Raw genomic sequence first — 16,765 nt, forward strand, 5'->3', positions numbered from 1 at the left:
TCCAGGCGGTCAGAGCGGATCGACGGGCCTATTGAGTATCGGAACTGCGCTGGCGGTCAATGCGCACACCCCAGATCGCTGCAACCAAGATGCACGGTAGCAGCGACACGATCGAATAGACGATGCCGGCCAGCGGGTTGCCACTCCAGTTCACCAGCGCCAAGCTGATCATGGGCAGGAAACCGCCGAACAGGATGTTGCCAATCTGCTGCGAAAGCCCGAAGCCAGTGGTTCTGCTCTGCGGCGGAAAACTGTCAGCGATGAACGCAGGCAGCGGCGCCATGACCATTGCCGTCAACGCCGCGAGCAACGTGATGCACGCGATCAACACCGGCCAGGCCTGGATCTTGGCCGAAGCGACAATCTGCGCAAAACACGGATACGCGGCACCCGCCCACAACACCATGCCGACCAACATGATCCACGCCCGCCCATACCGGTCACTAAGGGCGCCGAACAGCGGATACAAAGGCGCTGCAATGAGGATGGCGACGCCGACGCACAGGTTCGCTTCGAACACGGGCACGGCCAGCACGTTCTGCAGGAAATACAGCATGTAGATGATCGAGGTGTACAAGGTGACGGACGTGCCCCCTTGAGCACCGAATACCGCCACCAGAAGGTTCTTCCATGACGCCCGGCTGGTCAGGGTGTCCGCCAGTGGCGAGCGAGATACACCGCCCTCCTCCTTGAGCGCCTGGAAGACGGGCGTCTCTTCCATCCCCAGGCGAATGTAGGTCGCGACCAGAACGATCGGCGCCGAAACAAGAAAAGGCACCCGCCAGCCCCAGGCAGCAAAGTCGGCGGGTGTGAGGTAAACATTGAGCAAGGAAACCACCAGAAGCGCCAGCAACAAGCCCAGGCTGGCGGTACTCTGCAAGAAACTGGTAAACAGACCGCGCCGCTCACGGGGCGCATGCTCCATGACATACACCGCCGCCGAACCGTACTCCCCACCCAAGGCAATTCCCTGAATGATGCGCAGCACAAGCAGGCACACCGGCGCGAAGATCCCCGCCGACTGATAGGTCGGCAAACACCCCATCAGCACGGTCGACGTTCCCATCAGCACCAGAGTGATGACGAACGCGCGTTTGCGCCCGATGCGATCAGACATGGGACTGAAGATCAGCGTGCCCAGTGGTCGCGCCAGGTAGGCAACGCCAAAGGTGCCTGCCGTGAGAATCGACGAAACGAAGGGGTCGAACTCAGGCAAAAACAAAGCACGCAAGGTGCTGCCCAAGGCGACATAAACGAGGAAGTCATAGTATTCGAGCATGGTGCCGAAGCTGGCAGTGCCAACCACGCGTGACATGCTGGGCCGGTAAGATGCAGCGGTTGCGGCGATGTCCATTGATATGGTCCTTATTGTTATGGGCTGCGACGAAAGATCAACGCGGCCAGTCGTCACTGTGTCGATGCAAGGAATGCTTTAACGGCAGCCTTGTGTTCCGGGCCGCAAAGCAAGATGGCTTGAACGGCGCCTGCTGATTCCAACGCTTGAGGCAGATCGCTGCTTGCAGCCTGACGAACCAGGCGCTTGGCCAGACGCAAGGCTTTGGGGGGCGCACTGGAAATGGTGGTTGCCAGTTGCTCGACGGTGCTGTCGAGCTCATCGGCGTCGACCACCCGGTTAATCAGCCCCATCTGCAAGGCTTCTTCAGCGGTGTGGAACTGGCTGGTCAGCGTCATTTCCATCGCTTTGGCCAGCCCGACTGCACGGGTCAGAAACCACGCGCCGCCGATGCCCGAGATCAACCCGAGACGCAAAAAGCTTTCAGAGAGGCGCGCGCCTTTCACGGCAACCCGCAGGTCGCACATCAGGCTCAAGTCGAGCCCCGCGCCAATGGCCGAGCCGTTGATGGCAGCGATCACCGGGACGTCCACCGCTTGCATCGCCAGCGTAATGCGGTGCAGATAACGGCGCAGACTCTCGAGCACGTCCTCGGTGGCGCCCTGCATCAGGTCATCCCCGCTCTGCATGTCTTTGACGTTGCCGCCGGTGCAGAAATGCCGACCACTGCCGCGCAGGACCACGCAATGCACATCCGGACGGCCATTAATGCCCTCCAGTGCCTCGGCCAGGGCCACGCACATCGGCGTCGTCAGGGCGTTTCCGGTATAGCTGCCGTTAAGGGTGAGGTACAGGACAGCACCGCGTTGTTCGATCAGTACCAGATCGTGTTTTTCAGGATTCATGAAACATACTCTCTTAGGGTCGTCGGTTTTTTATCGATGGTTGAAATGCGGTACACGTCGCTCCAGAAACGCCTCACAACCCTCGCGCTGGTCGTCGAGTGCGAAGCAGCCGTGAAAAGCGCTGCGCTCGTAGGCCAGTCCTTCCGCCAGCGATGTTTCGAAGGCACGGTCGGTGGCCGCTTTCACGGCGATCAGGACCGGCAACGAATGCCGCGCGATTGACTGCCCGATCGCCAGCGCCGCATTGACGACGTCCACATCCGGCACCACTCGGGATACCAGGCCCGCCGCCAATGCCTGGGCAGCCGTGATGGATTCACCGGTCAGGTTCATTTCCATGGCCAACGACTTGCCGACCGCCCGCGGAAGACGTTGAGTCCCACCCGCGCCAGGCACCAGGCCGAGCTTGATTTCCGGCTGACCGAAGACCGCGGTTTCCCCCGCCACGACGATGTCGCAAATCATCGCGAATTCGCAGCCGCCGCCCAGTGCGTAGCCGCGCACGGCCGCCACCAAAGGTTTGCGCAGCGTGCTGACGCGCTGCCATTCAGCCGCCAGGAAGTTTTCGTTGACGGCCCGGGAGTACGTCATCTGCGCCATGGCTTGAATGTCTGCGCCCGCGGCGAAGGCACGGGCCGAGCCCGTCACGACAATCGCCCGCGTCTGGGTGTCTTCATCCAGCGTTTGCAGGGTATCGCCCAGTGCAGTCATCAGCTCATGGGTCAGGGGGTTCAGCCCGTTGGGACTGTTCAGGGTAACCAGGGCGACAGCGCCCTGATGCTCAAGGGTGACAAAGCACGTAGTCATGCGCAGGACTCCTGACGTGGGCGTACACCGATGGCGCCTGCGGCTTCGAATTCCGCTATCTGGCGTGCGCTGTACCCCAGTGTTTGCAGAATTTCGAGGGTATGTTCGCCCACGGCGGGGGGCGCGTTGAGCGGCGCGTCGGGGTGGTTATTGATGGCAAAGCCCGGCATGCGCAGTACGCCCGCATCCGCCTGGGGCAGTTCGACTTCAACGCCGCTCTGGCGATAGTGTTCGGTCGCGGTCAGTTCGTCGTACCCCGCCACCGGCGCGCACAGAATGTCCCGGGCTTCCAGTTGCGGCAGCCAGTGCGCAGAGGCTTCGCCGATGAACCGTTGCTCAAGCAACCGGTGGAGCTGATCCCGATGCTGCACTCGGCCCGGGTTGTCGATGAAACGTTGGTCCTGCATCAATTCCGGCAAGTCCAGCAGATCGCACAGTGCCGTCCAGCGCACCGGGTGATAGGCCGCCACCATGATCCAGCCATCGGCGGTCTTGAACGCTTCGTTCGGTGCAGCATATGGCGCGGCGCTGCCGGTTTTTTCCGGGACCTGCCCGGTCGCCAGAAAACTGCTTAACGACAGGTGCTGCAGCATCAATGTGCAGTTGTACAAACTTACATCCAGGTGCTCGCCCTGCCCCTGCCGCCGACGGCCATTGAGCGAAGCCAGTATCGAGATGGTGGACAGGTAAGCGGTCACCATGTCGGCGATAGGAATCGGCACCTTGGACGGCTCTGAATCAGGACTGCCGAGCATGCTCATCAAGCCGGTGACGGCCTGAATGATCCCGTCGACACCCGGCCGGTCATGCCAGATTCCTGTTTGTCCGTAGGCGGAAACCGAGCAATAAATGACACCGGGATTGGTGGCCTTGACCGAGGCGTAATCCAGGCCTAGTCGGGCCATCACGCCGGGCCTGAAACTTTCGATGACCACATCGGCATCACGCATCAATTCCAGCGCGATCGTGCGGCCACGGTCGCTTTTCAGGTCCAGCGCAATCCCTCGCTTGTTGCGGTTCACACTGAGCGACGTCACGCTCTGACGCTGCTGCCAGGGCGGGCCGATGGCGCGACCCAGCTCACCGCCCAGCGGTTCGACCTTGATTACGTCGGCGCCCATGTCACCCAGCAACATGCCGCAGACCGGTCCCGCCACAACGTGCGAAAAGTCCACGACTTTTATGTCTTTCAAGCTGTCGGTCAGCATCTTCAACACCCTGTAGCGCACGTGTTCGTGCGCGTTTTTGTAATGGGTCGAGGATAGGGAACGCCGTCCGAACGCGGCTATCGACTTTAAGAAAGGGGGGTATTGAGTTTTTGTTAATCGCCGGGGCAGCGCGAGCCTGCACCCGTTTTCCCGGACTGCAGGCGCCACCGTTCTTGCGTGGCTACACCGCTGTTCGCGGTCAGAAAAGCGCCAGCGTGTAGGTCAGGATCAGGCGGTTTTCATCGACGTCACGGGCGAAGTTGTTGTGTGCCATCCCGTTGCGCCAGCGCACGCCGAAGTGCTTCAACGGGCCGCTTTGGACCAGGTACTGCACCTCGACATCGCGCTCCCATTCCTTGCCCTCTTCGCCGCTGGCCAAACGGATGTTGTCCCCGCGCACGTACAGCGTCCTGAACGTCAGGCCCGGGACGCCGAAGCGGGCGAAGTCAAGGTCATACCGCGCTTGCCAGGAGCGCTCCCGGGGCTCGTCGAAGTCATTGATCAACACAAAATTGGGCAGGTAGATGTCGGTGCCGTTCACGTAAGGAACCGCGGTGTCCCCACCGTTGTGGACGGCGCTGAGGGTGAAGGCATGGCCTTTGAAGCTGTAGGTGAAAGCGCCGCTCAACGAGCGGCTGTCCACCTTGCCGCCCTTCCCGGCACCCGCTTCGTCACTGACGAAATAACGCACATCGCTCTTGAATGTGCCCTCGCCCACTGGCGTGGTATGCATCAGGCCAACGTAGTGCTGGCGGTAGATGTCTTCGAGTTCGGCACGCTGGTAGGTCACTGCCAACTGCGGCGAAAAGGTGTAGGTGCCACCGCCCATGGTGAAGTGATCGGATTCGATAATGCCCCGGAAGCGTCCGTTTTTGCTGAACAGCGCCAAGTCCTCCGAGGCAGTCTTCGCCCGGTCGGTTTCGCGGTCGAAACGTAACCCCGTCAGTGAAATGGATTTGATTTCGGTGGAATCCAGGGTGACGCCCTGAAAGGTCTGCGGCAGCATCCGGCCGTTGTTGCCGACCAGCGTCGGTTGCACGGTCGTGAAACCGTTACCGAATTTAAGCTCCGTCCTGAATACCCTGATTTTGCCCATCACGCCGCCCTTGGAAAATTCAGCCGGCGCACGGCCGTCACTATGCACCGGCAACAGGCCGCTGTTGGTGCGGTCGGGGCTGGAGTCCAGTTTCAACCCCACCATGTGTTCAGACCTAAGATATTCCCCCACCACCAACCGACATAAACCCGGTCCATAGCGGGATAGCGTGGTACGAGTCGGGACGCCCCCTGCAAAACCCTTGCAGCCAGCGCAACGAGTGCGGCCCGATCACTCCTCATCGACCGGGCCAAACATATCACCCTGACGCGTCGCTATCTCCTCCTTACGGACGGCCTTGACGATTTTATAGATCCACTGCAACGACACCCCGTACTGGCGGGCCAGCTCGCTGTGATTGGTGCCGTTGAAGCCATCGTAGATCTGCCGATCCCGGCGACTGAGCTGGACGGACTGCCCCATCGGGAAATACACATTCTGTCCGCCCCAATGAGCCGCCATCCGCTCCGTCACTTCCTTGGCCACATGCTCAGCCTTGCCAGCCTCCATCGCAACCAGCTCACACAGCGCCACGGCGATATGCTCCGTCAGGTCCGTCAGCAGCTCGGGCGCCTTGCTTCTCAGTTGGCTCACACACCCTCCTGCGGCGGCTCAACCCGGCGCTGCCACTGTTTAAGTTGCTCGATGACCTGGCTGGCTTGGGACGTCGACAACCACTGAAGCGCCGCCACTCGGGTCGTCCCCATTACATAGCGCGCCAACGCCGCCTCAGACGAATCCCGAACCGCCCCCAACCCATGCAACGTCAGCCACAACGACCGAATCCTTCGCGACTGCGCATCGTCCGCCAACGGACGTGTACGCCTAGCCCCAGCGCGGGGTTTAAACCCGCGCTGCTTGAGCTGTTCCACCACCCGCAACAGGTTGTCCACACTCAACGCCGAACACGACGTCGCGCCGCCCAGGCTTTCCATATGCGTCAACATCAGCCGAAACACCTCATCCTCCATCCCCAACTCACGCCGAGCGACATGGATAAGCTTGATCAGCCGCAGCCGTTTCGCATCCGACGGCACAGCGCTCACCGTGCACCGCCCGACGACTTCGGACGACCGCGACGCTTGGCCGCATTTCTCGACGCAAACCGCTGCTGGCGGATACGGCTGCAACGCCGGTGGCAGCCCTGCGCCCTGGGCCGTTCACACACATCGCAAACCGTCACCTCGTACACCTCATGAAAGTGCGCCATCTCACATCCCCATCGTCAAACGCGCACGGGGCTGATGGCTCACTGCGCGATGCAACTGCGCGGATTGCCCCGCCCGATACCCGGCATCCGCTGCGACCTCATCCCGCGCCTTGAGCTTGCGCCGCTTCAGGTCCACATGCTCCAGATTCGGATGATGCTTTTTCATAAACGCATCAATCGCTTCGGCAACACCGTCTTCAACCCCGGCAAACGCGTCGATCTTGCCGTACACCGCATCAATCCAGGCGTTCGCAAATGCATCCCCGCGCGCCACCTTGGTCGAACGCTTGCAGCGCTTCTGCGTATCCAGATAATCCCGGCGAGCCTTCTGCAACTGCCGCTCCAGCACCTGATAGGCATACCCCGTCAACTCTGGAGCCGCTGCACAACCCACCAACACAAACCGGGCGGGGCTCAGAAACCCGCTCGTGACAATCACCCGAGTCCCGAACGCATGCGCGCACACCTGCATCAACCGCACCCGCCAAGCAGGCGGCGTCCCCTGCGAACCCGCTGCCACCGACGTCTCACACGCCATGCTCGCCAGCACATCGCCCATCTCAAGACTGTACAAATCCATCAACTTACGCGCCTGGCGCAAAGCAATTTCAGCCTCGTTCGGATTGCTCGATCGCGACTTCGCCATCTCCAGGCACTTCTTGATCTTGTCGAGAATGCGCTCATCGCTCATCTCACACCCCCGCCAAATCAAGGCAAATCGCGGTATATCGATCCGTGTCACCCACCCGCTCATACAGTCGGATGTAACTGCGGCTCCCTGACACCTGAATCGCATCCCCGATTGCCTCCATCGCCCGGTTCCAGCGAGGATCGTCAATCTCATGCCGCCGTAGCGACAGAATCCGTGACGTGCGTAACTCCCCATTGCGATCCGCCCGAAACGCATCATTGATCAACACCCTTACGCCGGGATGCGAATTCGCCGTCCACTCATGGGCGCATTCGTCCAACAACGCCTTCGCCGACTGCAAATGCTCGTTGAACTCAATCAAGTCCTGATTCTGGCGCACCAACTTAAACCGGCCATCAAAGCTCGCCAGGGTCAGATTGCCCTTCTTGCCGCGGGCCTTAACGTCATACTGCTCGCGGCTGATCTGCTCCAGCGCCTCAACCTCACCGAACACCCGCGCCTTGAACGCCAGCAACTGCTGATGCAACGCCTTCGCCGACTCAACGGCCTCCAGCACCAGCGTGTCCCGCAGCAGGTCCGTAGGCTTGATCGACGCCACAGGCACCATCCGGCCCAACGCATCGAGCCTGTACCCCTCGGGCACAACCATCACGTCAGTCCCGACCATGGAGAACCTCCACAGGCTCACGCGCTGCAACCGCCTCGATCAGATCCAGATGATGGCCCAACCGCATCGACCGTAACTTCGCTTTCAACACAGCAGGCACCTGATCCCAGGCGTCCAGCAGTGGCCCGATAAAAGGCATCACCGCCACCGACTGCTCCACCCGTACTGCCTCCAATGCCGCCGTTTCGTCAACAAACGGCACCGACCCAAAATCCGAATACTCCCTCATACCCCTTGCTCCTTGATCAAACTGAACCACACCACATCCACACCCCGAATCGTCACCGTATTCCGGGCAAACCGTCCCTCAGCGCTGCAACGCGCCCCTCGAAGCTCATCGGCGAAGCGACGGCACAGCAACGCCACCTGAGTGACATGAACGAAAATACTGTTCTGCTCAAACGCCAGCGCCTTGATCAACACCCCTGAACGGCGCAGATCGCGGGTCAGCTCGTTGAACGCCAACAATCTGGTTGAAAACTCATCCGTCAAGATGCTCAATGGCGCCACTGCATAAGCCACGCCCATCTCACACCCCCCGCACGACATCAGCCGTCACCCGTGGCACGCCCAATTCAGTGGCCAAGTTCATCGCAGCAACCACAAGATTGCCGATCGCCAACGGATACAGCAGCGAAATGGTTTCGTCCCGTCCGCCACCTCTGTCAGGCTGCGACAGCCTCGCAGCGATGGCCTGAATCCCATCAGCCTCCATCACCTCGGCCAGCGCTTTACCGGCCCGGTCAAAACGGAATTTCAAAAACTCCTCCAGCCGCGCCCCCTCGACCGGCGGTAACGTCACACGCTCACAGCGCTGCACCACCTCCCGCACATCGGCATTGCGCTCGCTCAGCTTCACGCTCAGCTCCGGCTGCCCAATCATGATGATGCTCACCAGCTTCGTGAAACCTACCTCCAGCTCAAGAATGCGCTTGAGATGCTTGAGCGTCGGGATCGGCAGACTGTGCGCCTCTTCAATCAGCAGACAATGGCGATAGCCCGCTGCGTGAGACTCTTTCAACGCCTTGTGCAACTGCGCAAACCGCGCCTCCGGGCTGCTCTTGGGCTTGGCCAAGGGCGACACCGCCGCCATCATCGACTCAGCAATGTGCGTGCTTTTCAGCGACTTGCCCTTCACATCGTTGTCCTCGGAGGCCAACACGTAGGGCTCAATGATCAACACTGGGTCATTGTTCTCCGCAATCCGGTTCACCAGGTCACGACGCAGGCTGCTCTTGCCCGCACCGGATTCGCCTTCAACGGCCAGAAAGCCGCCGTGCCTTGCGGTCTGGTACATCACCTCCCTGACATACCGAATGTCCGGGCTGACCCACATATCCTGGGCACAGGACAGCTCATCGAACGGGTCGCGAAACAGCCCGAACGCCTTGCGTGTCGATGGCAACAACGTTTGTTTTGGCAGTAACATAGGTTCGTCCTCCCCGGACGGCTCTTCTCTAAGGGCCGGATCTGTCGTGTTGGCGCACGACAGGTCCACTTCTTCAAAGGCGCTGGCGATGTCCGCATCGTTCGCGCCGCACTCCGTCAAAAACACCCGTATCCTCCCTTGCAGTTCCTCCGTGTCCAGCCTGCGCGGCCACTGACCGTGATTCAGCAACTGGGCAATCGACGCGTCACTGAGTCTCAACGACTCAGCCAATGCCGACTGCGGACGGCCCATCCCTTGTAATACCTGCTTGAGTTTCAGCATCACTTGCCTCCTACCGCCGCGCGCACCAGGCTCAACGGCGTACGCATGACCTCCACAGGTCGTTTCAACTCGGCCTCAATGACGTCGAGCTGCTCCAGGGCAATGCCCTCTGGATACTGTTGTTGTAGCCAGCTGAACGTCTCTGGCGACCAACGATCGGCCATCCGTGGACGCAGCACCTTCGCAGCCTCCACGTGCGACAGCAGCGCATGTTCAACCGTCGGCACGTTCACATTCAGCGACGTCCCACGACGCGGTAGATAGGCCGGCAACGTGGTGTCAGTGACATGTTTATGAGGGTCGATCAGACCACCGAACGGCAGCGCCTTCGCCTTACGTGCAGCCGCGGCATCCGCCTCGTTGTTCGTGCCCGTCGCGATTTGCTCCAACAACGTGCGCGAGGTTTGCGCAGGCGTCTGAGCGTGGCGCTTGAACTGCTCCCCGATCGTTGCGGACGTCTGAGCGAAACCGAAATCGTCCAGCCCGATCCGCTCAATGACGTGATAAACCTCATGCCCATCCGCGCCAGTCATCACCACAACGGCCGAATCCTCATCCCGCCAGCAGTTGCGCGCGATCAACAGCTTGTCGCCCACCATCACGTCGGGCACCGAGCTGACATCGAACGCATGCCCGCGAAACGACACCCGCAACAGATTGCTCACCTTGCGCTGCTCCGGCGTGCTCACCGCCAACTCCCGGCAGATCTCGACACTGGGTGCGAGACGAAGCTCTTCCGGCTTGATCAACTGCCACACCGCATAACGGCTGCGACGCGTGCGGGTGTGAATCGACGTCGCGTTGAAATAGCGCATCCACTGGCCGGCCCAGCCATTGATCTGCTCAAGGCTCGTGGCCGCCTGAAACTTCAAGGCACTCTCGAATTCACGCTCCACAATGTTATGCGCCTGCTCGACCTGTCCCTTGGCGCGGGCGTTGCCCACCTGGTTGATGACCAGCTCAATGCTCATCGCCCGGCACAGGTTGCGGAAAATCCCGCTCGTCATCGCCGCGCCGGGGTCCGTCATCAACATCCACGGCACCCCATGAAAGGGGTCAGCGGCATGTCGTTTCTGCATCGCGTTGATCAGCACATTGCACAGATTCATCGCCGACTCCGCGCCCAGCACGTACTCCACATACAACGTGCCGCTGGTGTGGTCGGTCACCACATACCGCCATAAGCGCTGTCGCTCGATCCGTTTCAGGTTGCCCGGCTTACCGTCGTAAAACTCAGCCTTGCTCATCTCGCGGGCACCGTCGTCTGCCAGGTAAAACTGCGTCGAAATCGACGCATCCACCTGCCACACATGGTTCGGATGCTTACTTGCCAGCGACACCGCAGGCGCGTCCCTCAACAACTGCTCCGGGTGCAACGTGTAAGTGCGTAACGCACGGGCGATAGCCCCACAACTCAACGGGCGAAACTCCCCCGTGGCTTCATTGACGCGGCCCGCCAGAATCAGATGATTACTGCGCAGCCGCTCCACGGCCCGCTCGATCGTCGACAACTGCTTGTTATTGGCCCGGATCGACTCCAGCAACACCGCCGAAATCATCCGCGCCTCATCCAGCGGCAAAGCGCTCTGACCCGCATCACTGCGACGCTTACGCGGCTTGCGCACGGACACGTCCTTGAGCTTGCGTTGCAGCGTTTGAACGGAGACGCCTAACTCCATAGCACCTGCCTGATAGATAGCGGTTCGTTGCCCATGGGGCGCGTCTGCTGCCTGCTGAGCAATCCGAGCCAACTGCTGGGTCTGTACGGGATTCATCGATCAAGCCTCGGCCGTATTCAGCCAGACAGGCGCACTGGCCTGGCTTTCCGGCAAATGAAACTCGCTGCGCACGGTGCCCAACGTCGTTTCCAGCTGCTTGAGCAAATCCGCGAGATAGCCGCGATGATCCTGGCCATGAGCCGCGGAATGTTCGGCAATCTTGCTGAACCCCTCGCGCAGCTCGCCCAGGATCTTCGCCTCCACCTCAAACTGTAGGGCCACCACCTCGGTGCGCAGCTCTTTAATCACCTCATCCGGTGTCGCGGCATGAATGCGCTTGCGGTGCTTCTCCAGCTCCTGCTTGGTGCTGTCCAGCTCCTTGGTCTTTTTCGCCATGACTTCGCCCTGGGCGTCATAGTCGGCATTGACCTCATCCAGACGCTGAGCCAGCTCTGCCTTTTCCTTCGTGTGCTTGGCGATGATTTCTTCCGCCAGATCGACAAACGCATCCTTGTCGCCCGTCTTGGCCACCTCAATCAGCGCGGCTTGAGCGTCTTCGGGCAAACGCCGGTATTGACGCATTTCCCGATAGCCGATTCCCATGCGGGACATGGATTCGAGCGCTTCCTCACCCAGTGTGCGCAAGTTCGCGATGTCTTCATCCACCTGCTGACGCGAGCGGCCCAGTAACGAACAGAACTCATCCCAAGTGCCTGAAAACGGCTGACCGTCGGCACTTTTCTTTCCGGCGAGCGCCCGGTACAGCTTGCTTTCCTTGACATAAGCCAGTTTTGAAGTGCTGACCGTCAGCGAAAATTTCGAGAAAGACTCCGCCATCTGCGCTTGGCCCAGCAGTTGATTCACCAGATCACGTTCGTCGCTGTGCGACGCCAGCACGGCTGCCGCGACGTTCTGATGACTGGTCAGCATTTCACCGTCCAGAGCGGGCAGCTCAATAGCATCCACGGACAAGGTTGTTTTGCGTGCCATGTTGTTCTCCTTAACTCAATGCGCCTGCGGCGATGCGCTGGTTGATCTCATGCATTCGGTGGGTCAGTCGTGCCATGTGCTCAGCGTGTGCCTGTGCGATCTGCAGCATGGCTATCGAGTGAGCAAATCGTCCGTTGTCGAGCTTCACCGCCAAGCCTTCCTCGATCAGCGTTTGCATCGCACGGGTAATGTTGCTCGGGCTGTCTTGGGTCAACTGGGCCAATTCGGTGTTGCTCAAGCCGGTGACGGTATGTCCCTTCAACGCTTTCAGAACCCCCAATACGCGGGCAGCGCTTGAGGCCGTTCTGCTCATTGGTTGAACTCCGATAGAAACCTTTTCAAACAAACCACCCCTTTGCACGTGGGCAAAAGGATTACTGCCGGTGCAATCTTTTGCGGTAAATTGCCAAGCTGACCCACGCAAGTCACCGCGTGACTGGCAGGTGAATGGATCAAGCGAATCCTGTTCATCGTTGTCCTCACGCCGCTAACGCGTCGTTAGTTTTAAGGCCGAGTTTCACAGCGATGTCGTGAGCCTTGCCGTAATGCGCTTTGGCTTGTCCGTTGAGCACGCGGTACACCTCATTACGGGTGTAACCGTTCTCGAGAGCCCACCGGGTAATGGTCTTGCCTGCCCGGCGAAAGTTTTCTTTCACCTGGTCGGCGGTAAGGGCTTTGGCATGGGTGGCCATGGTGCTGGCTCCTGTGATGCAAAGATAATGTGTGTTTACGTGATTGATTATGAGAACCTAAGTTCTCTTTTGCAAGAGGTAAAAGTGAACTTTTCTTCTCTTTCGGCGAGTCGAATTAAGCAAGAACGCGCACGGCTTGGACTGAACCAAGCCTCAGCGGCTGATCTGTGTGGTGTCTCACGCGAAATCTGGGGACGCTACGAGCGAGGCGTCTCGGTTCCAGGAGGAGAAGTTTTATTCGCTTTTGCTCAGGCGGGGGCCGATGTCCAGTTCATCCTGACCGGGTCGAGCTCAACGCCTGAGCCGCTGCCGGAGCCGAACCCATCACAAATTGATGTGCCTCGTTTGGAGCGTATAACTGAGATGTTGGAAACTGCTGCCAGACAGGCCGGTAAGCGCTGGCCAGCCAAAAGACTCGCCGCAACAGCGGCCGAGGTTTACAACGCACTCATCACGAGCGAGGAGCTCAACGAACCGCAGGTTGAACGAGTGCTGAAGTTGGTAATCAATCGCTGATTCAGCAAAGGAGCAGCATGCAAAGGGATGACGATTGGATGGCGAAGCTTTCGTCGAAGCTCACGGAAGAGATTGGCAATCTTCCGAATGATGGCAGGGACCATGAACTGATCATCAAAATCAAAGGCAATCATGGGAACATTAATCTCGGGACGCAGACCTTCGACATTCAAGAGGGAAAGCAACCGCCGCCGCCCGGCAGTGATCGAGAAAGAGAATGCCCCCAGTGCAGCAAGCCGGCATGGCGCTACACCAAACTGTGCATGCACTGCGATTACGATCTGCAGCGCCACGATGAGATCGAGGCCGATGCAGAACAAGAGCGCCGCAAGGAAGCAAGCGCTTTACGTATGTTGAAAGCATTCGTTGCCTGCGCGGCAGTGGCTGCAGGTGCCTTTTTTCTCAAGGATTACCTCCCGGATGCGCTTCAGAACTGGGCAATCGCTGTGACTGCGGTTGCCGGTTTTTTCGCCTTCGTGCTCCTGCAAGGGCACCGATAGGCCAACACCCGCACCACTGAAAGGAAGCAAACATGAACCCGAAACAAAACACCTCCTGGAAGGACATGAGCCCAAGCGACCGCAAGGCAGCAGTGGTTGGTCTGGTCGCCATCCTCGGCATCAGTGCCTACCTGTTATGGCCATCCCCGCAGCCGCAAACCCCTGATCAATCCGTCATCACCTCGACACCCGCCGTGGCGATGTCCTCAGTGACCCACACCCAGGCATCGCCAGCGGCTTTGGCCAGCGCCACGCAATACTATGCAGACATCGACGGGGCCATGCTGAGCGGCGTGGCCATCCTCAAATCCAGCGACATACACTCCCTCGGCAAACACAGCCGTCGCTTCTCCGAGCTGGTGGATCATGGCTACGACCTGTTTGGCGGCACAATCGCCCATCCACTCGGCGCCTGCGGCAGCGCTGGCAACTTCGCCCGCACCTGGTGGCACGCCCAGATCAGCGCCGCCCGCAAAGGTGGGATTGAATCTGTCCCCGGGGAAATACAAAGCGATCTGGACATCTACAACGCCAAGCGCGATGAGTGCCTGAGCATGCTCACGCCTGCCGCCACAACCAACAGCTGAAACATCTCTTTAAACCCGATTAAAAGCCCTCCAGCCCCACGCCGCCGATCATGGCGGCGTGAGTATTTCTGGCGCCTCGAACCTCGGGCGCCCTGGCAGGAGACGCCCCATGCGACCCTCATTCAGAACCGCGCTGCCTCGCGGCATTCGCAACTTCAACCCTGGCAACATCCGGCACGTCGCGCACGTGCGCTGGCAAGGCATGGCGTCCGAGCAAAGCGATGCCGAGTTCGTGCAGTTCAGCGGCCCGCGTTGGGGCATTCGTGCCATTGCCCGCGTGCTCATCACCTATCAAGACAAACGCCAGGCCCGCGATGGCAGCCGCATCGACACCGTCCGCGAGTTCATCGAACGCTGGGCGCCTGCGACCGAAAACGACACCCAGTCCTATACCGCCAGCGTTTCCCGTGCATTAGGGCTGCACCCTGATCAGGACAGCGTTGACGTGTATGACTTCGACGTCATGCGCGCCCTCGTCATGGCCATCACCCGTCACGAAAACGGCCCAGGACCACTACCAGGCGGCCACTGGTACGGCGACGCAATCATTGCCGAGGGGCTTGCACTGGCAGGCATCGAACGCGGCATCAAACATGGGGTGGCCGCATGAAGCCCATCTGCGACTGGCGTTGCTGCTACAGGCTCTACAGCGTGCAAATCGCCGTTCTCATTGCACTGGCCGGCTTTGCGCAACTGGAAGTGCTGCCGCTCTGGCAGGCCCAACTGTCGTCCCGGGCATACGCGGCACTCAACAGCGGCCTGGCTTTGGTGCTCTTCGTCGCACGGCTGATCAAACAAGGGCCAACCCCAGAGAACACGCGGTGATCACCCAGCCTTCATGGCTCTCACCGCTGCTGATCACAGCGTTGATCCTCTCCACCTACGGCATAGGCATGCGCCACGGCCAGGCCAAAGGAGAGGCAGATCTTGAAGCCCTTAAGAACCGCCACGCCGAACAGCGGCGCTCAGCGGAGCGCGACGCGTATCTGGGGTTCCGCCAACAAATCAGCCGTGCTCAGCAAAGTGAAGAACTGATGTTCGAGTACATGGCGCGTCACGCCGACCAGGCCAAAACCCGACAGGAGCGCATCCCCCATGTCACGACCCGATACCTGCCCGCGCCCAGTCAAACGGCACAGCCTGTTCCTCATTGCGTGTTCACTGTTGGCTGGTTGCGCGACTTCAACGCCGCCCTCGGCGTGCCGTCCGACCTCACCGGTGCCGCTGACGCCGAGCCTGCAGAAACGCCCAACGGCGCCACCCGCGCTGACGCCGAATTATTGGAAAGCGGCGTTACGCCCGCCGACATCCTTGCCCATGCCCAAGATTACGGCCTCTGGGTGCGACGCTTGGTCGAACAACTCAACGCTGTACTGGATCTGCAATCAGGGACCGACCGCCCATGACCGAGCGTGACAATCAGGAACGGTTTGCCCTGTCTGCCCTGATCTGCCTCCCCACCGGCCTGCCTGAGCATCCCGCATGCCACGGCCCCTGGCGGTGCGAACTCTGTGGCGACCCGATCGACGAAGACCGACGCCTGATGGATGCAGGCACCGACCATTGCAATGACTGCGCGGGCGCACTTAGCCAGGCGCACACCCGAGGCCACCGATGAACTTCAACGAACTCAATTTCAACCTCAGCGCTGTGCAGTGGCTACTCCTGACGGCCATCGGCATCTACACCTGGCTCACCAACCGCCAGGCGGCCAGCACCCAGCAACTGCTCGAACTGCGCACCCGAATCGTGGCCCTCGAAGAACACGTCCGCCACCTGCCGGACCAGACCGCCGTCACCGACCTGTTGGGCGACATGAAAGCCATGCGCGCCGAACTCACGGGGGTCAAGGACGCCCTGGCCCCTTTGGCCCGGTCGCTGGACCGCATCAATGACTACCTGCTGCGAGAAAAACAATGACCCCATACTCCGATTTTCTGCGGCATGACATGCGCCTGGTCATCCTCCGGCTGCTTGCTGAAATGCCCGGCTACCGCGCCAACAGCTCGGTGCTCAACACAGCGCTGGACAACTACGGCCACACCGCCAGCCGCGACCAGGTCAAGACCGAACTGCACTGGCTGGCTGAACAGGCCACGCTGACCCTGAGCGATGTCGGCCCGGTCTTGGTCGCCACCCTCACCGAACGTGGGCAAGACATCGCTGCAGGCCGCGCTCGCGTTCCCGGTATCAAGCGGCCAGGAGCCTGACC

25 protein-coding genes are annotated in these 16,765 nt (G+C 60.3%); 9 read left to right on the forward strand and 16 right to left on the reverse strand.

Annotated features, from left to right (window positions below; translation table 11 throughout):
• Window positions 1-28 precede the first annotated feature (28 nt).
• The 16 genes from GVN17_RS06870 to GVN17_RS06945 all read right to left on the reverse strand — a co-directional run bounded on the left by GVN17_RS06870 (window position 29) and on the right by GVN17_RS06945 (window position 12,950).
• Window positions 29-1,354: an MFS transporter gene (locus GVN17_RS06870; RefSeq protein WP_166594480.1), complete on the reverse strand. Its 1,326-nt coding sequence runs from the start codon at window positions 1,352-1,354 to the stop codon at window positions 29-31.
• Window positions 1,355-1,407: 53 nt separating this feature from the next.
• Window positions 1,408-2,199, reverse strand: a complete 792-nt coding sequence (locus GVN17_RS06875; RefSeq protein ID WP_166594481.1) for an enoyl-CoA hydratase/isomerase family protein — start codon at window positions 2,197-2,199, stop codon at window positions 1,408-1,410.
• A 30-nt stretch (window positions 2,200-2,229) separates the two neighbouring features.
• The gene (locus GVN17_RS06880) at window positions 2,230-3,006 is read right to left on the reverse strand and encodes an enoyl-CoA hydratase-related protein (protein ID WP_166594482.1); all 777 of its coding nucleotides are present in this window, start codon (window positions 3,004-3,006) and stop codon (window positions 2,230-2,232) included.
• Window positions 3,003-4,214: a CaiB/BaiF CoA-transferase family protein gene (locus tag GVN17_RS06885; RefSeq protein WP_166594483.1), complete on the reverse strand. Its 1,212-nt coding sequence runs from the start codon at window positions 4,212-4,214 to the stop codon at window positions 3,003-3,005. The genes GVN17_RS06880 and GVN17_RS06885 overlap by 4 nt, the downstream gene beginning before the upstream one ends.
• A gap of 199 nt (window positions 4,215-4,413) precedes the next feature.
• Entirely contained in the window at window positions 4,414-5,415 is a 1,002-nt protein-coding gene (locus GVN17_RS06890; RefSeq protein ID WP_166594484.1) for an OprD family outer membrane porin, read from the reverse strand.
• Window positions 5,416-5,541: 126 nt separating this feature from the next.
• Window positions 5,542-5,904: a Mor transcription activator family protein gene (locus GVN17_RS06895; protein ID WP_166594485.1), complete on the reverse strand. Its 363-nt coding sequence runs from the start codon at window positions 5,902-5,904 to the stop codon at window positions 5,542-5,544.
• Window positions 5,901-6,356, reverse strand: coding sequence for a gp16 family protein (locus tag GVN17_RS06900; protein WP_371928496.1), 456 nt, complete (start codon window positions 6,354-6,356; stop codon window positions 5,901-5,903). The genes GVN17_RS06895 and GVN17_RS06900 overlap by 4 nt, the downstream gene beginning before the upstream one ends.
• Window positions 6,357-6,521: 165 nt before the next feature.
• The gene (locus tag GVN17_RS06905; RefSeq protein ID WP_166594486.1) at window positions 6,522-7,211 is read right to left on the reverse strand and encodes a DUF2786 domain-containing protein; all 690 of its coding nucleotides are present in this window, start codon (window positions 7,209-7,211) and stop codon (window positions 6,522-6,524) included.
• A gap of 1 nt (window position 7,212) precedes the next feature.
• Window positions 7,213-7,839 carry a DUF3164 family protein gene (locus tag GVN17_RS06910; protein ID WP_166594487.1) on the reverse strand — a complete coding sequence of 209 codons (627 nt, stop codon included), beginning with the start codon at window positions 7,837-7,839 and terminating at the stop codon, window positions 7,213-7,215.
• Window positions 7,826-8,068 carry a hypothetical protein gene (locus tag GVN17_RS06915; protein WP_166594488.1) on the reverse strand — a complete coding sequence of 81 codons (243 nt, stop codon included), beginning with the start codon at window positions 8,066-8,068 and terminating at the stop codon, window positions 7,826-7,828. Before GVN17_RS06915 ends, GVN17_RS06910 begins: the two co-directional genes overlap by 14 nt.
• Window positions 8,065-8,367: a hypothetical protein gene (locus GVN17_RS06920; protein WP_256665115.1), complete on the reverse strand. Its 303-nt coding sequence runs from the start codon at window positions 8,365-8,367 to the stop codon at window positions 8,065-8,067. The genes GVN17_RS06915 and GVN17_RS06920 overlap by 4 nt, the downstream gene beginning before the upstream one ends.
• A 1-nt stretch (window position 8,368) precedes the next feature.
• Window positions 8,369-9,550: an ExeA family protein gene (locus GVN17_RS06925; protein ID WP_166594490.1), complete on the reverse strand. Its 1,182-nt coding sequence runs from the start codon at window positions 9,548-9,550 to the stop codon at window positions 8,369-8,371.
• Window positions 9,550-11,325, reverse strand: a complete 1,776-nt coding sequence (locus GVN17_RS06930) for a DDE-type integrase/transposase/recombinase (RefSeq protein ID WP_166594491.1) — start codon at window positions 11,323-11,325, stop codon at window positions 9,550-9,552. Before GVN17_RS06930 ends, GVN17_RS06925 begins: the two co-directional genes overlap by 1 nt.
• 3 nt (window positions 11,326-11,328) lie before the next feature.
• On the reverse strand, window positions 11,329-12,258 hold the full coding sequence (locus tag GVN17_RS06935; protein ID WP_166594492.1) for a hypothetical protein: 930 nt from the start codon (window positions 12,256-12,258) through the stop codon (window positions 11,329-11,331).
• Between the two features lie 10 nt (window positions 12,259-12,268).
• Window positions 12,269-12,571 carry a helix-turn-helix domain-containing protein gene (locus GVN17_RS06940; protein ID WP_166594493.1) on the reverse strand — a complete coding sequence of 101 codons (303 nt, stop codon included), beginning with the start codon at window positions 12,569-12,571 and terminating at the stop codon, window positions 12,269-12,271.
• 166 nt (window positions 12,572-12,737) lie between these two features.
• The gene (locus tag GVN17_RS06945; RefSeq protein WP_166594494.1) at window positions 12,738-12,950 is read right to left on the reverse strand and encodes a DNA-binding protein; all 213 of its coding nucleotides are present in this window, start codon (window positions 12,948-12,950) and stop codon (window positions 12,738-12,740) included.
• 39 nt (window positions 12,951-12,989) lie between these two features.
• Between GVN17_RS06945 and GVN17_RS06950 the strand changes: the two genes are divergently transcribed.
• The 9 genes from GVN17_RS06950 (at window position 12,990) to GVN17_RS06990 (ending at window position 16,763) form a co-directional block, all read left to right on the forward strand.
• Window positions 12,990-13,466, forward strand: a complete 477-nt coding sequence (locus tag GVN17_RS06950; protein ID WP_218576113.1) for a helix-turn-helix transcriptional regulator — start codon at window positions 12,990-12,992, stop codon at window positions 13,464-13,466.
• Window positions 13,467-13,483: 17 nt separating this feature from the next.
• Complete coding sequence (locus tag GVN17_RS06955) at window positions 13,484-13,966, forward strand: hypothetical protein (RefSeq protein WP_166594495.1); 483 nt, start codon at window positions 13,484-13,486, stop codon at window positions 13,964-13,966.
• Between the two features lie 32 nt (window positions 13,967-13,998).
• A complete protein-coding gene (locus tag GVN17_RS06960; protein WP_166594496.1) occupies window positions 13,999-14,553 on the forward strand; it encodes a hypothetical protein in 555 nt (184 codons plus the stop codon).
• 109 nt (window positions 14,554-14,662) lie between these two features.
• A complete protein-coding gene (locus tag GVN17_RS06965; RefSeq protein ID WP_166594497.1) occupies window positions 14,663-15,163 on the forward strand; it encodes a structural protein in 501 nt (166 codons plus the stop codon).
• Window positions 15,160-15,378, forward strand: coding sequence for a hypothetical protein (locus GVN17_RS06970; protein ID WP_166594498.1), 219 nt, complete (start codon window positions 15,160-15,162; stop codon window positions 15,376-15,378). Before GVN17_RS06965 ends, GVN17_RS06970 begins: the two co-directional genes overlap by 4 nt.
• The gene (locus GVN17_RS06975) at window positions 15,375-15,959 is read left to right on the forward strand and encodes a lysis protein (RefSeq protein ID WP_166594499.1); all 585 of its coding nucleotides are present in this window, start codon (window positions 15,375-15,377) and stop codon (window positions 15,957-15,959) included. Before GVN17_RS06970 ends, GVN17_RS06975 begins: the two co-directional genes overlap by 4 nt.
• Window positions 15,956-16,171 (forward strand): DksA protein, encoded by a 216-nt coding sequence (locus tag GVN17_RS06980; RefSeq protein WP_166594500.1) that lies wholly within the window; start codon window positions 15,956-15,958, stop codon window positions 16,169-16,171. Before GVN17_RS06975 ends, GVN17_RS06980 begins: the two co-directional genes overlap by 4 nt.
• Window positions 16,168-16,473, forward strand: a complete 306-nt coding sequence (locus GVN17_RS06985) for a DUF2730 domain-containing protein (RefSeq protein ID WP_166594501.1) — start codon at window positions 16,168-16,170, stop codon at window positions 16,471-16,473. The genes GVN17_RS06980 and GVN17_RS06985 overlap by 4 nt, the downstream gene beginning before the upstream one ends.
• Window positions 16,470-16,763, forward strand: coding sequence for an ArsR family transcriptional regulator (locus GVN17_RS06990; protein ID WP_166594502.1), 294 nt, complete (start codon window positions 16,470-16,472; stop codon window positions 16,761-16,763). The genes GVN17_RS06985 and GVN17_RS06990 overlap by 4 nt, the downstream gene beginning before the upstream one ends.
• The last annotated feature ends 2 nt before the right edge of the window (window positions 16,764-16,765 follow it).

Origin of the sequence: Pseudomonas sp. SLFW (assembly GCF_009905615.1) — a bacterium.
In the GTDB taxonomy this organism is placed as follows: Bacteria; Pseudomonadota; Gammaproteobacteria; order Pseudomonadales; family Pseudomonadaceae; genus Aquipseudomonas; species Aquipseudomonas bambusae.

Bases quoted from the DNA above. Each gene is read 5' to 3' on its own strand.
- GVN17_RS06870 (WP_166594480.1), bottom strand. From the start codon at position 1,354: ATGGACATCGCCGCAACCGCTGCATCTTACCGGCCCAGCATGTCACGC.
- GVN17_RS06875 (WP_166594481.1), bottom strand. From the start codon at position 2,199: ATGAATCCTGAAAAACACGATCTGGTACTGATCGAACAACGCGGTGCT.
- GVN17_RS06880 (WP_166594482.1), bottom strand. From the start codon at position 3,006: ATGACTACGTGCTTTGTCACCCTTGAGCATCAGGGCGCTGTCGCCCTG.
- GVN17_RS06885 (WP_166594483.1), bottom strand. From the start codon at position 4,214: ATGCTGACCGACAGCTTGAAAGACATAAAAGTCGTGGACTTTTCGCAC.
- GVN17_RS06890 (WP_166594484.1), bottom strand. From the start codon at position 5,415: ATGGTGGGGTTGAAACTGGACTCCAGCCCCGACCGCACCAACAGCGGC.
- GVN17_RS06905 (WP_166594486.1), bottom strand. From the start codon at position 7,211: ATGAGCGATGAGCGCATTCTCGACAAGATCAAGAAGTGCCTGGAGATG.
- GVN17_RS06910 (WP_166594487.1), bottom strand. From the start codon at position 7,839: ATGGTCGGGACTGACGTGATGGTTGTGCCCGAGGGGTACAGGCTCGAT.
- GVN17_RS06915 (WP_166594488.1), bottom strand. From the start codon at position 8,068: ATGAGGGAGTATTCGGATTTTGGGTCGGTGCCGTTTGTTGACGAAACG.
- GVN17_RS06920 (WP_256665115.1), bottom strand. From the start codon at position 8,367: ATGGGCGTGGCTTATGCAGTGGCGCCATTGAGCATCTTGACGGATGAG.
- GVN17_RS06925 (WP_166594490.1), bottom strand. From the start codon at position 9,550: ATGCTGAAACTCAAGCAGGTATTACAAGGGATGGGCCGTCCGCAGTCG.
- GVN17_RS06930 (WP_166594491.1), bottom strand. From the start codon at position 11,325: ATGAATCCCGTACAGACCCAGCAGTTGGCTCGGATTGCTCAGCAGGCA.
- GVN17_RS06935 (WP_166594492.1), bottom strand. From the start codon at position 12,258: ATGGCACGCAAAACAACCTTGTCCGTGGATGCTATTGAGCTGCCCGCT.
- GVN17_RS06940 (WP_166594493.1), bottom strand. From the start codon at position 12,571: ATGAGCAGAACGGCCTCAAGCGCTGCCCGCGTATTGGGGGTTCTGAAA.
- GVN17_RS06945 (WP_166594494.1), bottom strand. From the start codon at position 12,950: ATGGCCACCCATGCCAAAGCCCTTACCGCCGACCAGGTGAAAGAAAAC.
- GVN17_RS06955 (WP_166594495.1), top strand. From the start codon at position 13,484: ATGCAAAGGGATGACGATTGGATGGCGAAGCTTTCGTCGAAGCTCACG.
- GVN17_RS06960 (WP_166594496.1), top strand. From the start codon at position 13,999: ATGAACCCGAAACAAAACACCTCCTGGAAGGACATGAGCCCAAGCGAC.
- GVN17_RS06965 (WP_166594497.1), top strand. From the start codon at position 14,663: ATGCGACCCTCATTCAGAACCGCGCTGCCTCGCGGCATTCGCAACTTC.
- GVN17_RS06970 (WP_166594498.1), top strand. From the start codon at position 15,160: ATGAAGCCCATCTGCGACTGGCGTTGCTGCTACAGGCTCTACAGCGTG.
- GVN17_RS06980 (WP_166594500.1), top strand. From the start codon at position 15,956: ATGACCGAGCGTGACAATCAGGAACGGTTTGCCCTGTCTGCCCTGATC.
- GVN17_RS06985 (WP_166594501.1), top strand. From the start codon at position 16,168: ATGAACTTCAACGAACTCAATTTCAACCTCAGCGCTGTGCAGTGGCTA.
- GVN17_RS06990 (WP_166594502.1), top strand. From the start codon at position 16,470: ATGACCCCATACTCCGATTTTCTGCGGCATGACATGCGCCTGGTCATC.